At 41.8% G+C, this 20,048-nt stretch carries 19 protein-coding genes; 12 read left to right on the top strand and 7 right to left on the bottom strand.

Annotation, left to right across the window (positions count from 1 at the left end):
* Window positions 1–19: 19 nt before the first annotated feature.
* Together ppnN and queF are read right to left on the bottom strand one after the other, a co-directional pair.
* Window positions 20–1,387: a nucleotide 5'-monophosphate nucleosidase PpnN gene (gene ppnN / locus PR699_RS16830; protein WP_014657675.1), complete on the bottom strand. Its 1,368-nt coding sequence runs from the start codon at window positions 1,385–1,387 to the stop codon at window positions 20–22.
* A 193-nt stretch (window positions 1,388–1,580) separates the two neighbouring features.
* Window positions 1,581–2,426 (bottom strand): NADPH-dependent 7-cyano-7-deazaguanine reductase QueF, encoded by an 846-nt coding sequence (gene queF, locus PR699_RS16825; RefSeq protein WP_102781079.1) that lies wholly within the window; start codon window positions 2,424–2,426, stop codon window positions 1,581–1,583.
* Window positions 2,427–2,581: 155 nt separating this feature from the next.
* Between queF and syd the strand changes: the two genes are divergently transcribed.
* Complete coding sequence (gene syd, locus PR699_RS16820) at window positions 2,582–3,142, top strand: SecY-interacting protein (protein ID WP_004915359.1); 561 nt, start codon at window positions 2,582–2,584, stop codon at window positions 3,140–3,142.
* A 405-nt stretch (window positions 3,143–3,547) separates the two neighbouring features.
* Here syd and PR699_RS16815 read toward each other — a convergent pair whose 3' ends face one another.
* Entirely contained in the window at window positions 3,548–4,462 is a 915-nt protein-coding gene (locus tag PR699_RS16815; RefSeq protein ID WP_014657677.1) for a DUF535 family protein, read from the bottom strand.
* Window positions 4,463–4,721: 259 nt separating this feature from the next.
* Between PR699_RS16815 and PR699_RS16810 the strand changes: the two genes are divergently transcribed.
* From PR699_RS16810 to PR699_RS16800, 3 genes are read left to right on the top strand one after another with little or no spacing between them, the layout of a single operon-like run.
* Window positions 4,722–5,057 carry a YqcC family protein gene (locus PR699_RS16810; RefSeq protein WP_004916805.1) on the top strand — a complete coding sequence of 112 codons (336 nt, stop codon included), beginning with the start codon at window positions 4,722–4,724 and terminating at the stop codon, window positions 5,055–5,057.
* Window positions 5,058–5,064: 7 nt separating this feature from the next.
* Window positions 5,065–5,823: a tRNA pseudouridine(65) synthase TruC gene (gene truC, locus PR699_RS16805; RefSeq protein WP_004916802.1), complete on the top strand. Its 759-nt coding sequence runs from the start codon at window positions 5,065–5,067 to the stop codon at window positions 5,821–5,823.
* 21 nt (window positions 5,824–5,844) lie between these two features.
* Complete coding sequence (locus tag PR699_RS16800) at window positions 5,845–6,297, top strand: flavodoxin (RefSeq protein WP_014657678.1); 453 nt, start codon at window positions 5,845–5,847, stop codon at window positions 6,295–6,297.
* 61 nt (window positions 6,298–6,358) lie between these two features.
* On the opposite strand, the gene PR699_RS16795 is transcribed toward PR699_RS16800, so the two are convergent.
* The 4 genes from PR699_RS16795 to map form a co-directional block, all read right to left on the bottom strand.
* Window positions 6,359–6,745: a DUF3461 family protein gene (locus PR699_RS16795; protein ID WP_014657679.1), complete on the bottom strand. Its 387-nt coding sequence runs from the start codon at window positions 6,743–6,745 to the stop codon at window positions 6,359–6,361.
* A gap of 331 nt (window positions 6,746–7,076) precedes the next feature.
* Window positions 7,077–7,901: a 2,3,4,5-tetrahydropyridine-2,6-dicarboxylate N-succinyltransferase gene (gene dapD / locus PR699_RS16790; RefSeq protein ID WP_014657680.1), complete on the bottom strand. Its 825-nt coding sequence runs from the start codon at window positions 7,899–7,901 to the stop codon at window positions 7,077–7,079.
* Between the two features lie 48 nt (window positions 7,902–7,949).
* Window positions 7,950–10,589: a bifunctional uridylyltransferase/uridylyl-removing protein GlnD gene (gene glnD / locus PR699_RS16785; RefSeq protein WP_014657681.1), complete on the bottom strand. Its 2,640-nt coding sequence runs from the start codon at window positions 10,587–10,589 to the stop codon at window positions 7,950–7,952.
* A gap of 185 nt (window positions 10,590–10,774) precedes the next feature.
* Complete coding sequence (gene map, locus PR699_RS16780) at window positions 10,775–11,572, bottom strand: type I methionyl aminopeptidase (RefSeq protein WP_004916796.1); 798 nt, start codon at window positions 11,570–11,572, stop codon at window positions 10,775–10,777.
* Between the two features lie 678 nt (window positions 11,573–12,250).
* Between map and rpsB the strand changes: the two genes are divergently transcribed.
* The 8 genes from rpsB to rseP all read left to right on the top strand — a co-directional run bounded on the left by rpsB (window position 12,251) and on the right by rseP (window position 20,023).
* On the top strand, window positions 12,251–12,976 hold the full coding sequence (rpsB, locus tag PR699_RS16775; RefSeq protein ID WP_004916790.1) for a 30S ribosomal protein S2: 726 nt from the start codon (window positions 12,251–12,253) through the stop codon (window positions 12,974–12,976).
* A 143-nt stretch (window positions 12,977–13,119) separates the two neighbouring features.
* Entirely contained in the window at window positions 13,120–13,971 is an 852-nt protein-coding gene (gene tsf, locus PR699_RS16770; protein WP_004916787.1) for a translation elongation factor Ts, read from the top strand.
* A gap of 153 nt (window positions 13,972–14,124) precedes the next feature.
* Window positions 14,125–14,853, top strand: coding sequence for a UMP kinase (gene pyrH, locus PR699_RS16765; protein ID WP_004916784.1), 729 nt, complete (start codon window positions 14,125–14,127; stop codon window positions 14,851–14,853).
* Window positions 14,854–14,961: 108 nt separating this feature from the next.
* Entirely contained in the window at window positions 14,962–15,519 is a 558-nt protein-coding gene (frr, locus tag PR699_RS16760) for a ribosome recycling factor (RefSeq protein ID WP_004916781.1), read from the top strand.
* Window positions 15,520–15,653: 134 nt separating this feature from the next.
* Entirely contained in the window at window positions 15,654–16,853 is a 1,200-nt protein-coding gene (ispC, locus tag PR699_RS16755) for a 1-deoxy-D-xylulose-5-phosphate reductoisomerase (protein WP_014657682.1), read from the top strand.
* A 180-nt stretch (window positions 16,854–17,033) separates the two neighbouring features.
* Window positions 17,034–17,786 (top strand): polyprenyl diphosphate synthase, encoded by a 753-nt coding sequence (uppS, locus tag PR699_RS16750; RefSeq protein ID WP_004916773.1) that lies wholly within the window; start codon window positions 17,034–17,036, stop codon window positions 17,784–17,786.
* 12 nt (window positions 17,787–17,798) lie between these two features.
* The gene (cdsA, locus tag PR699_RS16745; protein WP_014657683.1) at window positions 17,799–18,662 is read left to right on the top strand and encodes a phosphatidate cytidylyltransferase; all 864 of its coding nucleotides are present in this window, start codon (window positions 17,799–17,801) and stop codon (window positions 18,660–18,662) included.
* A gap of 8 nt (window positions 18,663–18,670) precedes the next feature.
* A complete protein-coding gene (gene rseP, locus PR699_RS16740) occupies window positions 18,671–20,023 on the top strand; it encodes a sigma E protease regulator RseP (RefSeq protein WP_014657684.1) in 1,353 nt (450 codons plus the stop codon).
* Window positions 20,024–20,048 lie beyond the last annotated feature (25 nt).

Genomic DNA, 20,048 nt, shown 5'->3' with positions numbered 1-20,048 from the left:
CATCCTTGGCCTCATTATATTATTTCACTATTTCGTAGCAAGGCTCATAGGCTGTTCCACCCGGCAGTTTCATTCGATGTTGGTCGACAAAACCGCGCAGTAGAATATCCATGCGTTGCATAATTTCTTTATCACCATGAATTTTAAACGGGCCATACTGTTCAATAGCCTTCATACCGACTTCTTTCACGTTACCCGCAACGATACCAGAGAAGGCTCTTCTAAGATCAGAGGCCAGTTTTTCTGGTGATTGACCTGGATACAGATTCAGTGACGCCATATTTTCATGAGTCGGCTCGAAAGGATGCTGTAATTCAGGGTTGATCTTAATTGACCAGTTAAAGCTATAAGCATCGCCTGTGCTACGACGGTTGTCTTTCACCAATGGCATGTGTTTTTTCATTACACGAGCGACTTCTTGGGGATCATCAATGATGATTTGATAGTGTTTGCTGGCTTCTTCACCAAGTGTATGACGAATAAAATCATCTAACACAGAGAAGTACTCGGCACTTTCTTTTGGCCCCGTTAAAACCAATGGCAATACTTGTTCGCTATTTTCAGGATCCATCAAAATGCCTAGCAAATAGAGAAGCTCTTCTGCTGTACCGACGCCCCCAGGGAAAATAATGATCCCATGCGCTAAGCGAACGAACGCTTCAAGGCGCTTTTCGATATCAGGCATGATGATAAGCTCATTGACTAAAGGGTTAGGTGGCTCAGCAGCAATGATAGATGGCTCTGTTAGGCCGATAAAACGGCTATTTTTATAGCGTTGTTGAGCATGGCCAACAGCCGCCCCTTTCATTGGGGCTTCCATGGCTCCGGGGCCACAACCTGTGCAGATATTTAGCTCTCTTAAACCAAGCTCATTACCGACTTTACGGCCATATAGGTACTCGGTTTCGTTGATAGAGTGACCACCCCAGCAAACAATCATGCTTGGATCTTCATCAAGATGCAGTGTACGCGCGTTACGTAATATAGAGAAAATGACGTTAGTTAGGTGAGTGCCATTTCCCAGATCTAAATGCATTTTTTGCTCTGCATTGATGATTTGAGCATGAACAAAGAGGATATCACGCAGTACCGCAAACAGGTTTGCTTGTATAGAACGGATGATTTTACCATCGACAAAAGCATCTTGAGGTGGGTTAATTAGCTCAAGTTTGACACCGCGCTCACGTCGTAATACGTTGATATCGAAGTCAGTATGCTTATCCAATAAATCTTTACTGTTGTCTGTTAAGCTCCCTGAATTTAAAACCGCTAATGAGCAGTTTCTGAACAAGCGATACAAATGACTGCTTGCGGTACGCTTTAACATATCAACTTCAAGTTGAGATAAGAGATCCATGGATCCTAATGGACTTATATGAGTAATCAAGTAACTCTCCTTTATCCCAAAGGGATCTTGATATACTCGCCATACTTCAAGTTACGGCGTCATTGACTCAGTTTACTTTCGCACTATAGGCATCGTTATTTCTGCCTTGCTACGACTGGTCTACCGGTCGCCTTGCTGTACCTCGAACTATTTAGAGTATATAAAATTATATCAATTAACTTAATTAAGGTGCTTATTGCCGTGCTAAACGTCCTATTTCAGGCGTAAATTGGGTATTACTACGCCATGGATTGATATCAAGACCACCACGGCGCGTATAGCGTGCGTAAACACTGAGTTGTTCAGGCTTACACAGTTGTGTTATATCATTAAAAATACGTTCGACGCATTGTTCATGGAATTCGTTATGATGACGGAAAGAGACCAAATAGCGCAGCAGTGCTTCACGGTTGATCTTCGGGCCACGATAACGAATTTGTACTGACCCCCAATCGGGTTGGTTAGTAATCAAACAATTCGACTTTAATAAATGGCTAACTAGTGTTTCTTCTACGTTTTCATTTTCCGTGCTATTTGCGAGATAATCACGACTAAATTCATATTGATTGATCTCGATATCCTGTTCATCAATACAAATCCCTTCAAATTGGCAAATCGCTTGCTGTGAAAACTCATCAAGTTTATGGAGTGTAACGCTAACTTTTCCATTAGCACAATTGCTTAAGTCGTTTTGCAAAACACTTCGCACATTTTCCCATGAATCATAGCGAGTTTGGTTAAAACTATTTAGGTAGAGTTTAAAACTTTTTGATTCGATCAAGTTTTCACTTTGTGCATCGACATGGACTGAACCAATAGCGACTTGCGGAACACCTTTCTTGTTGAGCCAAGATAGCTCGTATAAGGTCCAAATATCAGCCCCATGAAACGGTAGGTTATCAGCGTGAATATCTAACGGATCTCTATTTAAGCTGCGCGGAACGGCTTGGAGTAGCCTTGGGTCATATTGATCATAATATGCCGTTTTTTTTCCTAGTGTGAGATTATCCAAAGCAGGGTTATTTTGATAGTGTGACATAGTGATCCTTAAACTTCATGTACTAAAAGCACGCGATACCATAAAACGGCTGAAAATGAGAGCAATTCATTCATCGGTTAACTTCTGTCATAATATCATTTATTAATGATATTGCCGCCATTTCAGTTCACTCAATCTAAAGTTATTAAATCATTATGAATACAACCGTTTCTGAAGCGCTTACTCAATTTACTCAACAATATGTGACCAAATGGAAGGAGCAAACAGGTCTATCGCCTGCTTCCTGTGACCTATATGGCATTCCGTCTCCTTGTGTCATTCGGACGGGGGAAAATTGGGTTTATTGGGAGCCACAAGCCTTCCCAATAGCAGATAAAAACTTAAATAAAGTAGCGACAGCATTGGATATTGAATTACAGCCGATGATCCATCCTTTTTATACCACTCAGCTTGCGGGGGATATGAAGGCTCAATTTGAAGGTCATCTATTGAATTTGGTTCAAGTGTGGAGCGAAGAGGATTTTATCCGTTTGCAAGAAAATTTAATTGGTCATCTAGTTACCCAAAAGCGTTTAAAACTATCACCAACATTATTTATAGCAACATTAGAATCTGATTTAGAAATGATTTCGTTATGTAATTTAACGGGAGAAATTATTTTAGAAAAATTTGGTAGTAAGGAAAAACGCGTGTTAGCGCCTAATCTTATCCATTTTATTCAAGAGTTAACCCCAGTAGTAGAACCGCTTGAGTAAGATATTGCTGATAGAAGCTGTAGGAAATAGCTTACAAATCAATTAAGAAATAAACCTTAATTTTCTTAATTTATCTAAGTGAGCATTATTTAACATTTAATTTCATGTAGTTACTATCAATCTCTTAAATTGAAGGTTTAAGGCTGTTTTTAAGTTTATTGCACTAGGTTGTTTCATTAGTGTTTTTAATACATTCTTAAACGACTGAATGAGGGAGCAGTGAGTTTGCTGCTTTATCAGTAAACAGAGGTCATGGATGGCAAAGTGGCGCATGTCGCTGACTTTAATCTGTTTATTAGCGACAGGATGTCGAACGGCAGGAGGTCGTTTTTGCAGGATGCTTTAACACCCTTTAAAACATGAGATAAGCCAGTCAACCCTCTTGTTGGCTGGCTTCTTTTTCACTTAGTGTTGCGTTCGTGTCTTTTGATGTGGGTCGGTAGAATATTGCGTTAATGCGTTTAACACACTTTGATACATGGCTTCTCTTAGAGACTCACGCTTACGGAACGCAGAGCGGTGTTGGCTTTTGACCGATTCGATATTACGAACAGGCTCTGTTAAAGGCAAGTGATACCAGCCATCCGCGGAAACCGTACCATTACACTCTTGCCAAAAATTATCGTAGCTTGATTTCAAATGTTGGCGCTTAATATGGCAATGGTTTGAAATACCCATAATAGATGTACAGTGGAAAAAAGCGGCAACTGCATAAATAGATGACATCAATAAATTTTTAGGTCGCATCCCATGCATTTGCTTCGTAATGGACTTCACTTGTTCGGTACTTTGTTCAGTAGCAGGCCCCTGTAAAGAACAGATATAAAGTTGGCCCTCAGTACCAAACGAAAAGCTCATTAAATAGATATCATCCCCTGTTTCGTTTAGCAGGTGTAAGGTGAGGTCACCTTCGCGTGGATATTGGGAGTAAACAAGCCTTAATTGCGCATAATCTCCCGATTTTAATTCGATATCTGCAACTTTTAACCCTTGGCGATCAATAGAAAACATTGCTTTGATAGCATCCGTCGAAAATGTTTTTTCGATGAGTTCTAGGGTGTGACTCGCGGTGAGTAATTTTTGTTTTCCGTTCCACTCGCGATGCAAATACTTATTTAAGGGGCGTTCAGCAAAATCAGGAATATTATTTAATTCCTTAGACATGCGGGCACTGGTGTAGCTTTCACACATGGATTGAAATTGCTGATAAGGTTTAGACGGGAGTTTGGCAATACGGACTTGTCGTTTTAAATGGTCATAGCTGTTGTTAATAGACTGCCAAAATTTATTTTGTTTACGCCACTGCTTTAATAATCCCATATATAAACCATACTTGATTGTTGAGTGTTTTTTATTCAGTAAAGTGAAAAGCGTCTGATATTACTCTTATTAACTACAACAAAAGGTAAATAAACTTTAAATAAACTTATAAAAGTGCTTGCGGCAAGATGGATTACGTGAAAGTAACTAGGATTTTGTGTGGGAAATTATTTTGGTTGTTCTACACCCCATATTTACGACAGAATTAATGAAGGATATGCCGTATATTTCGAATTAAGTTTATTAAGTAGGTTTTTATATGAATATTGAACAGCGCATCATGGAAAAGCTTCGTCATATTGAAGAGGAAATGAGAGCGAAGGCACTTTGGCGTGAATTACCACCTAGCCCTGAAGCTTTTGAAAGTACAGAGCCTTTTTCAATTGATACGATGGAAGCAACAGAGTGGTTACAATGGGTACTTATCCCTCGTTTACAAGCACTCATTGAGCAAGGCGCTGTTTTACCCGGAGCTTTTGCTATAGCCCCTTATTTTGAAGAAGTTTATAAGAATGATGAGGAAGGGCAATATCATTTATTGTTGATTCACCTTCGTGAATTAGATGATTTTTTCAGTACTCAGTTGGGTAGGTAGCTCATTGATGTTAGAGATTATTTATCAAGATGAGTATATGGTTGCTGTTAATAAGCCTGCCGGTATGTTGGTGCATCGCAGCTGGTTAGACAGCAAGGAAACTGTGTTTGTTATGCAAACATTACGAGACCAAATTGGTCAATTTGTTTATCCAATCCATCGTCTTGATAGGCCAACATCGGGTGTGTTGTTGTTTGCACTATCCAGTGATGTGGCGAGGCAATTAGCGGCGCAGTTTGAATCTCATCAAATAGAAAAAATCTACCATGCGGTGGTTCGTGGCTATGTTGAAGCGCCTCAAACCATTGATTATCCATTACTTGAGCAGTTGGACAAAATTGCGGATAAACATGCGACCAGAGAGCCAGCATTGCAAGAGTGTGTTACACATTGCCAGCCAATCGCTCAAGTTGAGTGCTCAGTCGCAATTGGGCGTTATCCAACATCTCGGTTTAGTTTACTAGAATTGAAACCAGAAACAGGGCGCAAACATCAGTTACGACGTCATATGTCGCACATTCGTCACCCCATTATTGGCGATAGTAAACACGGTGATTTACGTCAAAACCGCGGTGTAAGCCAACATTTTGCCGTTTCACGGCTAATGTTGCATGCCAGCCAGCTAGTATTAGATCATCCCATTTCAGGGGAGCGTATCTCTCTGATTGCACAATGGGATGAGTCATGGTTGTCATTGGTAAATCAGTTTGGGTGGCAGCATATCGCCAGCAAATTGGGGATGGGAGAATTCAATTCATCACTGTAGTTGGGTCAATAGGAGGTGTTCGTGTCAAAAATTGGTATTTTTGTGGGAACAGTTTATGGTAATTCCTTAGCGGTGGCTGAATCTGCTCAGGAAATATTGGAGCAACTCGGCCATGAGGTCACGATTTTTGATGAGCCAATGCTCAGTGACTGGCAGCAATATAATGCGGGTGAAGGGGGCGCCTTAGTCATCACTTCCTCTACAGGGCAAGGGGATTTACCCGATACGATTGCTCCACTATTTTATGAAATTCAAGATGTTGTTGGTTATCAACCTGAATTACGTTACGGGTTAATCGCTTTAGGTGATAGCAGCTACGAAAATTTTTGTGGGGCAGGAAAGCGTTTTGATGAGTTATTAACTGAACAATCGGGAACACGGATTGGTGAGGTTTTGTTCATTGACGCGATAGAAGAAGATGTACCCGAAGAATATGCGAAGCCTTGGATACAATCTTGGGGTGAGCAACTGTAAATTTCTGCACCGTGAATAGGATTCGCGGTGCAGTAAAGAAAATAAGAGCGGTATTTTAAAACTATTTACGGGTTAATTTTTCAAGGTCAGCTTCAATTTCAGCGATTTTGTTTGAGACCACATGCTCAAGATGACGTAGGTCATCCAAAATTTTGTGTTTCAAATCAATATCACTTGTATCGTTTTGGCAAATTTGATCTAGTTCTTCAATAGCGTAACGTAGGTTGGAGTTGATCTCATTAATTTCTTTGAAATTATTGCTACCATCTGCCGCGGCTACAGTTTTGCGTTGGCGTGGATATTTAAATTTTACACTTTTCGCAAAGAATTCCCCTTTATCTTTGCGAAAATAGATTTTTAAAATATCGTTATTTGCTTCTTGGCGTAGCGTATAACGGTCAATATCTTGAGGGTTGCTAATACCTAAACTTTTTAGATTATCGTACATGTTGTTCACCGAGTTATAGGAAACCGAAATTTGTAGAGGCACAGAGCCGTTAGCATATGCCAGCAGAAACAGTATTATTCTATTTTTGGCAGGAATTAAAAACACGCGCATTAAAGCGAATAACACTTAGCGATGCTATTAATCTGTGTTTTAAAAAGGCAAAAAATAAAATCATACAGTTTATATTCTCGAAAGCCCGACAATAGCTAAACTTATATATTATGCGCGAAATGAGGAAATTGACAAACCCCTCATCATAAGAAAAAGAGGTCTATCATTTTTAGATTGGGTAGAGAACGTGTTTTATCTCTAGCCGAGCGAGGATGTGGGATTAGTCAATGCTTCTTAATAGCTCATTAATACCGACTTTTCCACGGGTTTTGTCATCGACCTTTTTAACAATCACGGCACAATAAAGGCTGTAGCTACCGTCTTTCGATGGCAGATTACCCGATACAACCACAGAGCCCGCTGGCACACGTCCATAGTGGATCTCACCAGTTTCGCGGTCATAAATTTTTGTGCTTTGACCAATATAAACCCCCATTGAAATGACAGACCCTTCTTCAATAATAACGCCTTCAACAATTTCTGAACGGGCGCCAATAAAGCAGTTGTCTTCAATGATGGTTGGGTTAGCTTGTAGTGGTTCAAGTACGCCACCAATACCAACTCCGCCGGATAAATGCACATTTTTACCGATTTGGGCACAAGAGCCTACCGTCGCCCATGTGTCTACCATGGTGCCTTCATCAATATAAGCACCAATGTTGACATAAGAAGGCATCAAAACACTGTTTTTAGCGATATATGCCCCTTGGCGAACAGCCGCGGGTGGAACAACACGGAAGCCTTCGCGTTCAAAGCGAGCCTGATCGTAATCCGCAAATTTCATGGGAACTTTATCAAAATAACGGCTTTCAGCCCCTTCGATTAACTGATTATCGTGAATGCGGAAGGAGAGTAATACTGCTTTTTTCAACCATTGATGTGTTACCCAAACCCCTGAAATTTTTTCAGCAACACGCAGTTTACCACTATCAAGTAGGGTAATGGTTTCTGTCACTGCTTGGCGAACGGCGGGGGTCACTGTGGATGGTGTGATAGCCGCTCTATCTTCAAATGCTTGTTCAATGATGGCTTGTAATTGCTGCATTGATTAATTTTCCCCTTTAAGGACCAGTAATAATATTGCTTATAAAACCTAACATTTATCCTTCGAGTTGAGGGTTTCTGTCAACCTTTCTGATAACTCTTGTTGCATTTTTTTATCGAGCGCTTTGTGATTTTTATCTGCAAGGACGAAAAAATCTTCCACTTTCTCGCCAATTGTGGTGATCCGTGCACCATGTAACGAGATTTCCATCTGAGCGAGCACATGCCCAACCCGTGCTAATAACCCCGGTTGATCGAGAGCAAAGAGCTCCATATAGCTACGGCGCTCATTGGTTGAGCGTAAAAAATTCACTTTGGTAGGAACGGTAAAATGGCGTAGTTTTGACGGTAGGGTGCGAGCCTGAGGAAGTGAGATCGCAGGTTGTTGTACCGCGTGTAGCAGGCTATGGCGGATCTGCTCATATCTATCTTTTGATAATGGCGTGCCATTCGGTTCTAACACCACAAAGGTATCCATTGCCATGTTGTCTTTGTTGGTGAAAATCTGTGCACTGTGGATACTCAGGTTGCGCCTATCAAGCTCCCCAGCCACGGCCGCAAATAAGTGTGGCTTATCGGGGCACCAAATAAAAATTTCGGTTCCACCGTGTTTTGGCTGTGTGCTGATCAACACGAGAGGCTGCTCAAGATCATGTTTTAATAGGTTACAGGCATGCCAAGCTAATTGAGAAGGCGTGTGACGCAAAAAATAGTCTGCATGACAGCGAGACCATAATTGGTTTAATTTTTCTTCATTGATTGAAGATTGGCGTAATAACGCTAACGCTTGGTGGCGATGATGGCGGATACGTTCTCGTAAATCAGGAGTACTTTGCATTCCTTGGTTGAGTTGATGTTCAGTAGATAAAAACAGTTCTCGAATTAGGCTCTGCTTCCAACTATTCCAAAGCGTACTGTTAGTTGCACAAATATCGGCAACAGTTAAACACATCAAATAGTTTAGCCGCGTCACTGTTTTGACCTCGAGGGCAAATTGTTTGATGACATCGGGGTCTTGAATGTCGCGACGTTGTGCCGTAACTGACATTAATAAATGGCTTTTTACTAACCAAGAGGCTAACTCAGCTTCCTTGAGCGGCAAATCATGTTGCAGAGCAAACTCATACACAAATTCAGCCCCTAAATCAGAATGATCTCCCGAACGCCCTTTCGCAATATCGTGGAATAATGCGGCAAGCCTTAATGTTTCTGGATGCAACAGCTTAGGGTAAACGCTAACACAGAGTGGATGGTCGCGGCGATTTTCTTCATGAGTAAAGCTATCTATTTTTTGTAGCACTCGGATGGTGTGCTCATCGACCGTATACGCATGAAAAAGGTCAAACTGCATTTGACCAACGATATTGCTCCAATAAGGGGTATAAGCACTTAATACACTGTGCAGATGCATGGGAACGAAAGCCCCTTTAATGGCTCTAGGGTGACGTAATATTTTGATAAAAAGCCGCCTAGCTTCAGGGAGTTCGCATAAAGGAGTAGTTAAATTACGTCGCGCAAAGCGCAGTTGGCGCAAGGTCGTTGAGTAGATCCCCGTGATATTGGGGTATCGAGCCATTAAATAGAACATTTTTAAAATGGCGGCGGGTTGCTTAACGAACAGCATATCATCAATAACATCGATTAATGGCCCCCGCAACTGAAATTGTTCATCTAGTGGACGAGGTTTTTCATCAGGATTGAGAGTAAGAATAGCGTCATCAAACAGTTGTAATAACATCTGATTGAGTTCACGAACGCGGCGTGTCACACGATAAAAATCCTTCATCATCAGTTCAACGGGCTGGTTTTTTTCCCCTTGGTAGCCGAGTAAGCGAGCGACACTAAATTGGCGATCAAATAAAAGGCGATTGTCATAGCGTTTGACAACTAAGTGTAAAGCGAAGCGGATTTTCCATAAAAAAGTGAGACACTCTTTTAGCTCTTGGCGCTCTTCTTCAGTAAGAAAACCAAACCCGACCATTTCATCGACGGTGGTGGCTCCAAAGTGCCGCCGAACGACCCAAAGTAGCGTATGGATATCGCGTAACCCTCCAGGGCTACTTTTTATATCTGGCTCTAAGTTATAGCTAGTACTGTGATAGCGATGATGGCGATCTTGCTGCTCTTCGAGTTTTGCGGCAAAAAAGGTTGCTGAAGGCCAAAAACTATCACTAAAAATGGTTTTTTGTAAGCGTAAGAATAGGGCGATATCACCACAAATTAGGCGCGATTCAATAAGGTTTGTCGCAACGGTTAAATCGGCGATACCCGCATCAATACACTCTTGCAATGTGCGAACACTATGGCCGATATCAAATTTAAGATCCCACAATAGAGTAATAAACTGGCCTATTTTTGAGGCTATCTGTTCAGAAAGAGGCTCTGCACTTAACACTAAAATATCAATGTCTGATAAGGGATGCAGCTCATGTCGCCCGTATCCACCTACAGCAATTAAAGACATATTGGGTTGTCGGTCAAATTGATACTCTTTCCATAAACGCGTGAGTAGGGCATCTAAGTAATCACTGCGCGCATGGACTAAATCAATCACGGACTCGTTTTGCTTGAATGCGGCTTCTAAGTGGTTATGGAAAGATTCGACATGCTGCTTGAGGCGAAGCAGTTCGAGGTCAGAAGATTGAAATAAAGTGGGTGATAAAAACGCTACAGAGGATGGTGTCATCATTATCTTTCCGCATCGATAGGCTGAACACAATAGTGAACAGCTTACTGGGGATTTTCATGGATGAACAGCCGCAAATTAAATTATTTCGAGTAAAAAAAGAGAAGGGAAGCCTTAAGTATGCGGCATGTTACGAAAGTTGTTTCCTCTAACAGGTAACATGCCACATAAGAGCCGCGTGCTAAAAATTAATCGTTAACCAGCACCGCTGAGATATATGGCTCTTCTTCTTTACGTAATGTCATGATTTCACACCCGTTGTCGGTGACAACTAGCGTATGCTCATATTGAGCCGACCAGCTTCTATCTTTGGTTTTTACGGTCCAACCATCATTCATAGTACGGATGCGGTAATCACCGACGTTGACCATCGGTTCGATAGTAAAAGCCATGCCTTTTTGTAATACAACACCGCTGTCATCGGCATCATAATGAAGGACTTGTGGCTCTTCATGGAAACCTTCACCGATACCATGACCACAATATTCACGTACAACAGAGAAGTCATGTTTCTCGACAAATTGTTGAATCGCTTTGCCCAAGGTGCGTAGGCGGATACCCGGTTTTACCATACGTAACGCTAAATAGAGGCTCTCTTGGGTAATATGGCACAGGCGTTCGCCTTGGATGGTTGGCTTACCAACAATGAACATTTTTGAGGTATCGCCATGAAAACCCTCTTTAATCACGGTAACATCGATATTCACAACGTCGCCGTCTTTTAGAATCTTATCATCACTAGGGATACCATGGCAGATAACATCATTGACTGAAATACAGACTGATTTAGGGAAGCCATGATAATTTAAGCAAGCAGGTATCGCTTGTTGTACATCGACAATGTGCTGATGACAAATGCGATCCAACTCCCCCGTGCTAACGCCCGGTTTTACATGGGGAGCAATAATTTCTAACACTTCGGCTGCTAAACGACCAGCAACGCGCATTTTCTGAATATCTTCTTCAGTTTTGATAATAATAGCCATGAATTCAGTCCATTTATGTCAGTAACGACTCTGTGACATAGTTTGTATGAAAAGGGTTTAATAGATGAGCGATAGCACCATCTATATCAACATGATGATGTTTATGGTATCAGCCACTGCATTTTCTGCCAACTAGGCATTGATGCTTCTTAGCCTTTAGAGTGAAATATCAGGCTGGAATGTACGCCATTAAATAAAAGGTATTGAGAGAAAATACACTTTGGGTCTGATATTATGGATAGTGAAAAACGAGTATTTGTCGTTGAAGATTTTTTTATCAAATAATAAAAAGAAAAAACGCTATCCATACGCCGTGTATAAAACGCTCAATGATGCTTACCAAGGCGATTTCGCCTCGTTTTAATGAAGAGATTCAAGCCATTTGATGGTGTTTTTTCACCCCGTAAAAAAACAACAAAAGTTGGCTTATTGATCCATTTTATGGTATAAAGCGCGCCGGCGATCCATATTATCTCTTCGAAAAAATCGTTTTGCTACCCTGTTAAAGCGTATTCGATTGGCATTATGGATTAGCGAAAACTAAACTCAATTGTGTATAACACACACGGGTCGACACATGCACCGGGGTGCTCTTATGCGTTTTAGCGCAGCTTTGGAGTCGGTGTTATGGGATCCGTGGAGGCATAACCCCAATTACTTAAAATACAGAGGTATTAAATGGCAACTGTTTCCATGCGCGATATGCTACAAGCGGGCGTACACTTTGGTCACCAGACTCGTTACTGGAACCCTAAAATGAAACCTTTCATTTTCGGCGCTCGTAACAAAGTACATATCATTAACTTGGAAAAAACCGTTCCAATGTTCAACGAAGCTCTGGCTGAGTTGACTAAAATTGCTTCTCGTAAAGGCAAGATTCTGTTTGTTGGTACTAAACGTGCAGCAAGCGAAGCCGTTCAAGAAGCTGCTAATAGCTGTGACCAGTATTTCGTTAACCACCGTTGGTTAGGTGGTATGCTGACTAACTGGAAAACTGTTCGTCAGTCAATCAAACGTCTGAAAGATCTGGAAGTTCAGTCACAAGACGGTACTTTCGACAAACTGACCAAAAAAGAAGCGCTGATGCGTTCTCGTGAACTTGGTAAGTTAGAAAACAGCTTAGGCGGTATCAAAGATATGGGCGGTTTACCTGACGCTCTGTTCGTTATCGATGCAGAACACGAACACATTGCTATCAAAGAAGCAAACAACCTGGGTATCCCAGTATTTGCTATCGTTGATACTAACTCTGATCCAGACGGTATCGACTTCGTTATCCCTGGTAACGACGACGCAATCCGTGCAATCAAATTGTATCTGAGCGCTGTAGCAACTTCCGTTCGTGAAGGTCGTTCTCAGGATCTGGCTGTTCAAGCAGAAGAAGGCTTAGTAGAAGCTGAATAATAAGGCCTGCTCTAATAAAGAGCCCTTATAAACCAGGTATTGCTATATGGTTAGAAGGGGGCCTATATGGCCCCTTTTATCTATCTGAATCAGAATGACCCTTGTAGGGAGCCCCCTACGAGGTATATCGAGGAATAAATCACATGTCTGGAATTACCGCTGCATTGGTAAAAGAACTGCGCGAACGTACTGGCGCAGGTATGATGGAATGTAAAAAAGCACTAGTTGAAGCTAATGGTGATATCGAATTAGCAATCGACAACATGCGTAAATCAGGTCAAGCTAAAGCTGCTAAGAAAGCAGGCCGTGTTGCTGCTGAAGGTGTTATCCTTGCAGAAGTTTTTGCTGATGGCAAAAGCGGTGCTCTGATCGAACTGAACTGTGAAACTGACTTCGTTGCTAAAGATGCTGGTTTCTTGGCATTTGGTAAAGAAGTTATGGCTTCTGTTATCGCTGATAGAAATACTGATATCGAAGCAGTTAAAGCGAAATTCGAAGATGCACGTACTGCTCTGGTCGCTAAAATCGGTGAAAACATCAACATTCGTCGCGTCGCAATCCTAGACGGTGCACAAGTAGGTAGCTACCTGCACGGTGCGCGTATCGGTGTTTTGGTTGCGGCTGAAGGCGCTGATGAAGAGCTGCTAAAACACATTGCAATGCACATTGCAGCAAGCAAGCCTGAATATGTTACTCCAGACGATGTACCAGCGGACGTTGTTGCTCACGAGCACCAAATCCAATTAGACATCGCTATGCAGTCAGGTAAACCACGCGAAATCGCAGAGAAAATGGTTACTGGCCGTATGAACAAATTTACTGGCGAAATCTCTCTGACTGGCCAGCCTTTCGTGATGGATCCAAGCAAATCTGTTGGTGATCTGCTGAAAGAGAAAAATGCGAAAGTCACTAACTTTATCCGTTTCGAAGTGGGTGAAGGTATTGAGAAAGTTGAAACTGACTTTGCAGCTGAAGTTGCTGCAATGAGCAAATAAGTCGTCAGTTTTACAAGGAGCCGCCGATTGGCGGCTCTGTTTTAATATACATTGTAGTAATACAACGAATTCAATAATTAAGGTACGTAGAATCCACCTTTAAGTATTCTGCGTGTGTTACCCCAATAAATTATCTGTGTAGGACAGAACACCATGGCAACCAATGCAAAACCCGTTTATCAGCGTATCCTGCTTAAGCTCAGTGGCGAAGCCTTACAAGGCGCAGAAGGTTTTGGAATCGATGCTAGCGTTTTAGATCGTATGGCTCAGGAAATCAAAGAACTTATAGAGCTGGGTGTACAGGTCGGTGTCGTTATTGGCGGTGGTAACCTGTTTCGTGGTGCTGGTTTGGCACAGGCGGGGATGAACCGTGTGGTCGGTGACCATATGGGAATGCTAGCCACTGTGATGAACGGGCTAGCGATGCGTGATGCATTGCATCGTGCTTACGTGAATGCAAGACTGATGTCTGCTATTCCTCTTAACGGCGTGTGTGATAACTATAGCTGGGCTGAAGCTATCAGTCTGTTACGCCATGGTCGTGTTGTGATTTTTTCTGCTGGAACAGGTAACCCATTCTTTACAACTGACTCTGCCGCGTGTTTACGTGGTATTGAGATTGAAGCGGATGTTGTATTGAAAGCAACAAAAGTTGATGGTGTTTATTCAGCGGATCCTGCAAAGAACCCAGATGCCGTACTTTATGAAACGCTGACTTATCAAGAGGTGCTTGAGCGTGAATTGAAAGTGATGGATTTGGCAGCGTTTACGTTAGCACGTGATCATAACTTGCCTATTCGTGTTTTCAATATGAATAAACCTGGCGCTCTACGTCGTGTTGTAATGGGTGAAAATGAAGGAACTCTGATTTCTCACAATTAATACTCAGAGACATCAACCGCGTTTAACTGTATTATCTAATATAAGTTCAGACAATTTAAGCGAGGCTGCATTGCGGCCTTTAATAACCAGTTCTTAAGGGTTGAAAACGTGATTAATGAAATCAAAAAAGATGCTCAAGACCGTATGGAAAAGAGTGTTGAAGCACTAAAAAACCAAATCAGTAAAGTTCGTACAGGCCGTGCGTCACCAAGCCTACTTGATGGCATCATGGTTGACTATTATGGCGCCGCAACGCCTTTGCGCCAACTTGCTAACGTAACTGTTGAAGATGCGCGTACTTTAGCGATTTCAGTCTTTGATCGCTCAATGTCTCCCGCGATTGAAAAAGCGATTATGGCGTCTGATTTAGGTTTAAACCCATCTTCTGCCGGTACTGTTATCCGTGTTCCACTTCCTCCACTGACAGAAGAGCGCCGTAAAGACCTGATCAAAGTTGTTAGAGCGGAAGCTGAGCAAGGTCGTGTTGCTGTTCGTAACATTCGTCGTGATGCGAACGATAAAATTAAAGCCCTGCTGAAAGATAAAGAGATCAGTGAAGACGAAGAACGTCGTTCACAAGATGACATCCAAAAACTGACTGATGGCTACATTAAGAAAGTTGATGAAGCATTAGCGCAGAAAGAAGCTGAATTGATGGAATTCTAATCTATCAAGTAGCGAATAAAGCCATCTAGAGGGAAATCTCTGATGGCTTTATTCATTCATATCTAATAAAAATCCTTTCTTCCCTTTCAAGCTGATATAATCTCAGTATTGAGTAAATACAGAGCATCCGCATAATGAAACGTCTTACTATTCTAGGATCAACAGGTTCAATTGGTAAAAGCACACTTTCTGTTGTCAGAAATAACCGTGATAAATTTCAAATTGTCGCTTTAGTTGCTGGTCGCAATGTGGCGGAATTAGCAAACCAATGCCTTGAATTTCAACCTCAATACGCCTCTATGGCTGATGAATCTTCTGCTCAAGCATTACGGGCAATTTTGTCTGAAAATAATTGCAAAACAGAAGTTTTATCAGGAACAGATGCCGCCATTCAACTTGCAGGCTTGGATGATGCGGACCAAGTGATGTCCGCTATTACTGGTGTTGCTGGACTACTTCCTACCTTAGCCGCAATTCGCAAGGGCAAACGAATTTTATTAGCGAATAAAGAATCGCTGATCACGAGCGGTCGTCTATTCTTTAATGCGATTCGTGAGCACGGTGCGACAGTCTTTCCTATCGATAGCGAACATAATGCGATTTTCCAAAGTTTACCTGAAAACATTCAACTCAACTTGGGTTTTGCCGATTTATCGGCCTCGGGAATTTCAAGCATTATTTTGACAGGTTCTGGTGGTCCTTTTAGGGATACTCCGTTGTCGCACCTAGATAATGTGACGCCGGACGAAGCATGCAACCATCCAAATTGGTCTATGGGGCGTAAGATTTCTGTTGATTCAGCGACGATGATGAATAAGGGGCTTGAATATATTGAGGCTTGTTATTTCTTTAATGCCAATCAACAACAAATGGAAGTGATTATTCACCCTCAATCCGTTATCCATTCTATGGTGCGTTATCGTGATGGTAGCGTGATAGCTCAGCTAGGTACGCCTGATATGTGCACCCCAATTTCATACAGCATGGCTTATCCGCAGCGTATTTCTTCTGGTGTCGAACCGTTAGATTTTACAACATTGTCATCATTAACCTTTGTACAGCCAGATTATCAACGTTACCCTTGTTTAAAATTGGCTATCGATGCCTGCCATGCTGGGCAAGCAGCCACAACTATTCTAAATGGCGCTAATGAAATCGCTGTCGCTGCATTCTTGGACGGTAAAATACGCTTTACAGATATTGCAAAAATTAACCTAAGTACATTAGAAAAATTGCATTTATCTGAACCAGTTTCGATTGATGAGGTCTTAGACATCGACAATCAAGCTCGTCGAGAAGCTGCACAACTAATCAAACATACATTTTCAGTCTAGTATGTGATTTATTTAGTTGCTGATAAGTATAATAAGTCTTTAATATGTGACGCTTATAAGAACGAAAGATAATATCAGTATTTAGCGGAGAATTAAGGATGTGTCTTATCAGCAAACTCAACAATAGCGGTTATGATAATGCTGAATTCTCGACGCTATGCATACAAGGATTACTATTTAATGAACTCTAGTGGTGAAAATCTCTCTCATTCAGCCTTGCCAAAACATGTTGCGATTATCATGGATGGCAATGGGCGTTGGGCAAAGCAGAGAGGAAAACTAAGAATAACAGGGCACAAGGCTGGCGTTGAGTCTGTGCGTAATGCAGTACGTTTTGCAGTAAAAAACAAGATTAGCTCACTGACGCTGTATGCATTTAGTAGTGAAAACTGGAGAAGACCAGAAAAAGAAGTCAGTTCACTGATGGAGCTATTTGTTTTTGCGTTAGATAATGAAGTCAAGAATCTACATAAAAATAATGTGAAATTATTGGTTATTGGTGATATTAGTCGATTTAGTGAGCGTCTTCAAAAACGTATTCAAAAAGCAGAAAAATTAACTGCAAATAACACGGGCTTAAAACTCAATATTGCGGCGAATTATGGTGGTCGTTGGGATATTGCTAATAGTATGAAGCAAATCTTTGCGCGCGTACAAAGTGGGCAACTTTCTCTTGACGATATCAATGAAAATACCATTGACCATTATGTTTGTATGCATGATCAAGAAAATGTTGATTTGGTTATCAGAACTGGTGGAGAACACCGTATCAGTAACTTTTTATTATGGCAGGTTGCTTATGCGGAATTCTATTTCACCAATGTACTGTGGCCAGATTTTGATGAAATGGTGTTTCAGAATGCAATTGATGCTTTTAGTCAACGCGAGCGGCGTTATGGTGGAGCTGAGTCTGATGATGAGCTCGTTAAATAAAAGGGGTAAATTGTGCTGAAATATCGTTTAATGACAGCGATTGTATTAATACCGCTGGTTATTGCTGCGCTTTTTTTGCTTTCACCTGCCGCTTTTGGTTATGTGGTGATTGCCGTATGTGCCTTAGGGGCTTGGGAATGGGCGCAATTTGCAGGTTGGCACACACAAGCTAAGCGAATTGGTCTTGCGGTGGTTTTTGCCGTCATACTGCTAGCCATGCAGTTCTCTTTTGCTGATATCACAATGTTAAAGAATGAGCCGCTTATTTTATATGGTTTATGGGCCGGTCTTATTTGGTGGATAGTGGCAATTTTACTTGTGATTACTTTCCCAGCATCGGCAAAAGCATGGGGGCAATCGGCGTTAGTACGTGTACTGTTTGGGCTGTTAACTATCATTCCTTTTTATTGCGGTATGATGGTGCTTCGAACCATTGGTTACCATAGTGACACCTTTTTTGGTGCTTGGTGGTTGCTATATGTTATGTTGCTGGTGTGGGGTGCTGATTCAGGTGCTTATGCCTTTGGTCGTACAATGGGGCGCCATAAGATGGCACCTAAGGTTTCCCCCGGTAAAACCTGGGAAGGCCTTGTTGGTGGGTTGATCACCGCAGGTATTATTTCTTGGCTATTTAGTTCATTTGCGCCAATCCCAGTAATGCCTGATTATTTGCTGGTTACATCAATTATTGTTGTTGTAGTATCTGTGTTCGGTGATTTGACGGAAAGTATGTTTAAACGCCAGTCAGGAATTAAAGACAGTAGCCATTTAATTCCTGGTCACGGTGGAATTCTTGATCGAATTGACAGTCTAACAGCGGCAATACCTGTATTTGCAGGGTTAAATTTGTTAGTTTTTAACGGGTTCGGTCTCTAGGATAAGACATGGGATTTTTTTGGAGTCTAGCGGCATTTATCATCGCCATTGGGGTGTTAATTACCGTACATGAATTTGGTCACTTTTGGGTTGCACGTCGCTGCGGTGTTTATGTAGAACGTTTTTCTATCGGCTTTGGGAAAACGTTATGGCGCAAGGTGGATCGACAAGGAACCGAATTTGTTATTGCCCTGATCCCGCTAGGCGGTTATGTCAAAATGCTTGATGAGCGCGTCGGTGATGTGTCACCTGAACGCCGTCATTTAGCGTTTAACAATAAAACGGTTGGTCAGAGAGCCGCCATCATTAGTGCTGGCCCAATTGCGAACTTTTTACTTGCAATTGTTGTCTACTGGGTGGTGTTCATGATGGGGATTCCATCAGTACGCCCTGTGATTGAAGATGTGAAACCTGGCTCCGTTGCCGCTAGTGCAAATATTTTGCCGGGAATGGAACTAAAATCGATTGATGGTATCGAAACGCCTGACTGGAATTCAATTCGATTAGCCTTAGTTGGCAAAATTGGCGACAGTGAACTCACTGTGTCCGTATTGCCTCAAGGGTTTAGTGAACCAGTGACTAAAACGATAGATTTAACCGCATGGCAATTTGATCCTGAAAAGCAAGATCCCGTTCTTTCCATGGGAATTATGCCGGTTTCCGCTAGAATTGATCCTGTGATATCGAAAGTTTCACCGGGTTTAGCTGGTGAGCGAGCAGGTTTGCAACCCGGAGATAGAATTGTTAGCGTAAATGGCGAAACATTAGATTTGTGGAATCCGGTAACTCGGTTGATTCGTAATAGTCCGAATCAACCGTTGAAGTTAGCTGTTGAAAGAAATAATCAGATCATCTCACTCACATTGACGCCTGATAGTCAAAATGGAAAGGGTGGCGAGCAAATTGGATTTGCGGGAGTTGAACTTTCAGTGTTACCGTTAGCAGATGAATATAGAATGGTGCAGCAATATGGGCCATTTTCTGCCATCTATCAAGCTAGCGATAAAACGTGGCAGTTGATGAAACTGACCGTGAATATGATGGGCAAACTCGTTGTTGGGGATGTCAAACTTAACAACTTGAGTGGACCGATATCTATTGCGAAAGGTGCAGGGGTATCGGCAGAGTCAGGCTTGGTATATTATTTGATGTTCATTGCGCTGATAAGCGTAAACTTGGGCATTATCAATTTGTTTCCATTGCCTGTATTAGATGGGGGGCACTTGCTCTTCCTGTTAATTGAGAAAATTAAAGGAAGTCCAGTGTCTGAGCGAGTACAAGACTTTAGTTATCGGATAGGTGCAATGGCATTGATTCTGTTAATGGGACTTGCACTTTTTAATGATTTCTCTCGCTTCTAACAAGTAAGCTGGGGACCAGTAAGGA

The organism is Providencia sp. PROV268, assembly GCF_028477805.1.
Classification (GTDB): Bacteria; Pseudomonadota; Gammaproteobacteria; order Enterobacterales; family Enterobacteriaceae; genus Providencia; species Providencia stuartii.
The sequence above is the reverse complement of the archived record's forward strand: the minus strand, read 5'-3'. Positions and strand labels throughout refer to the sequence as shown.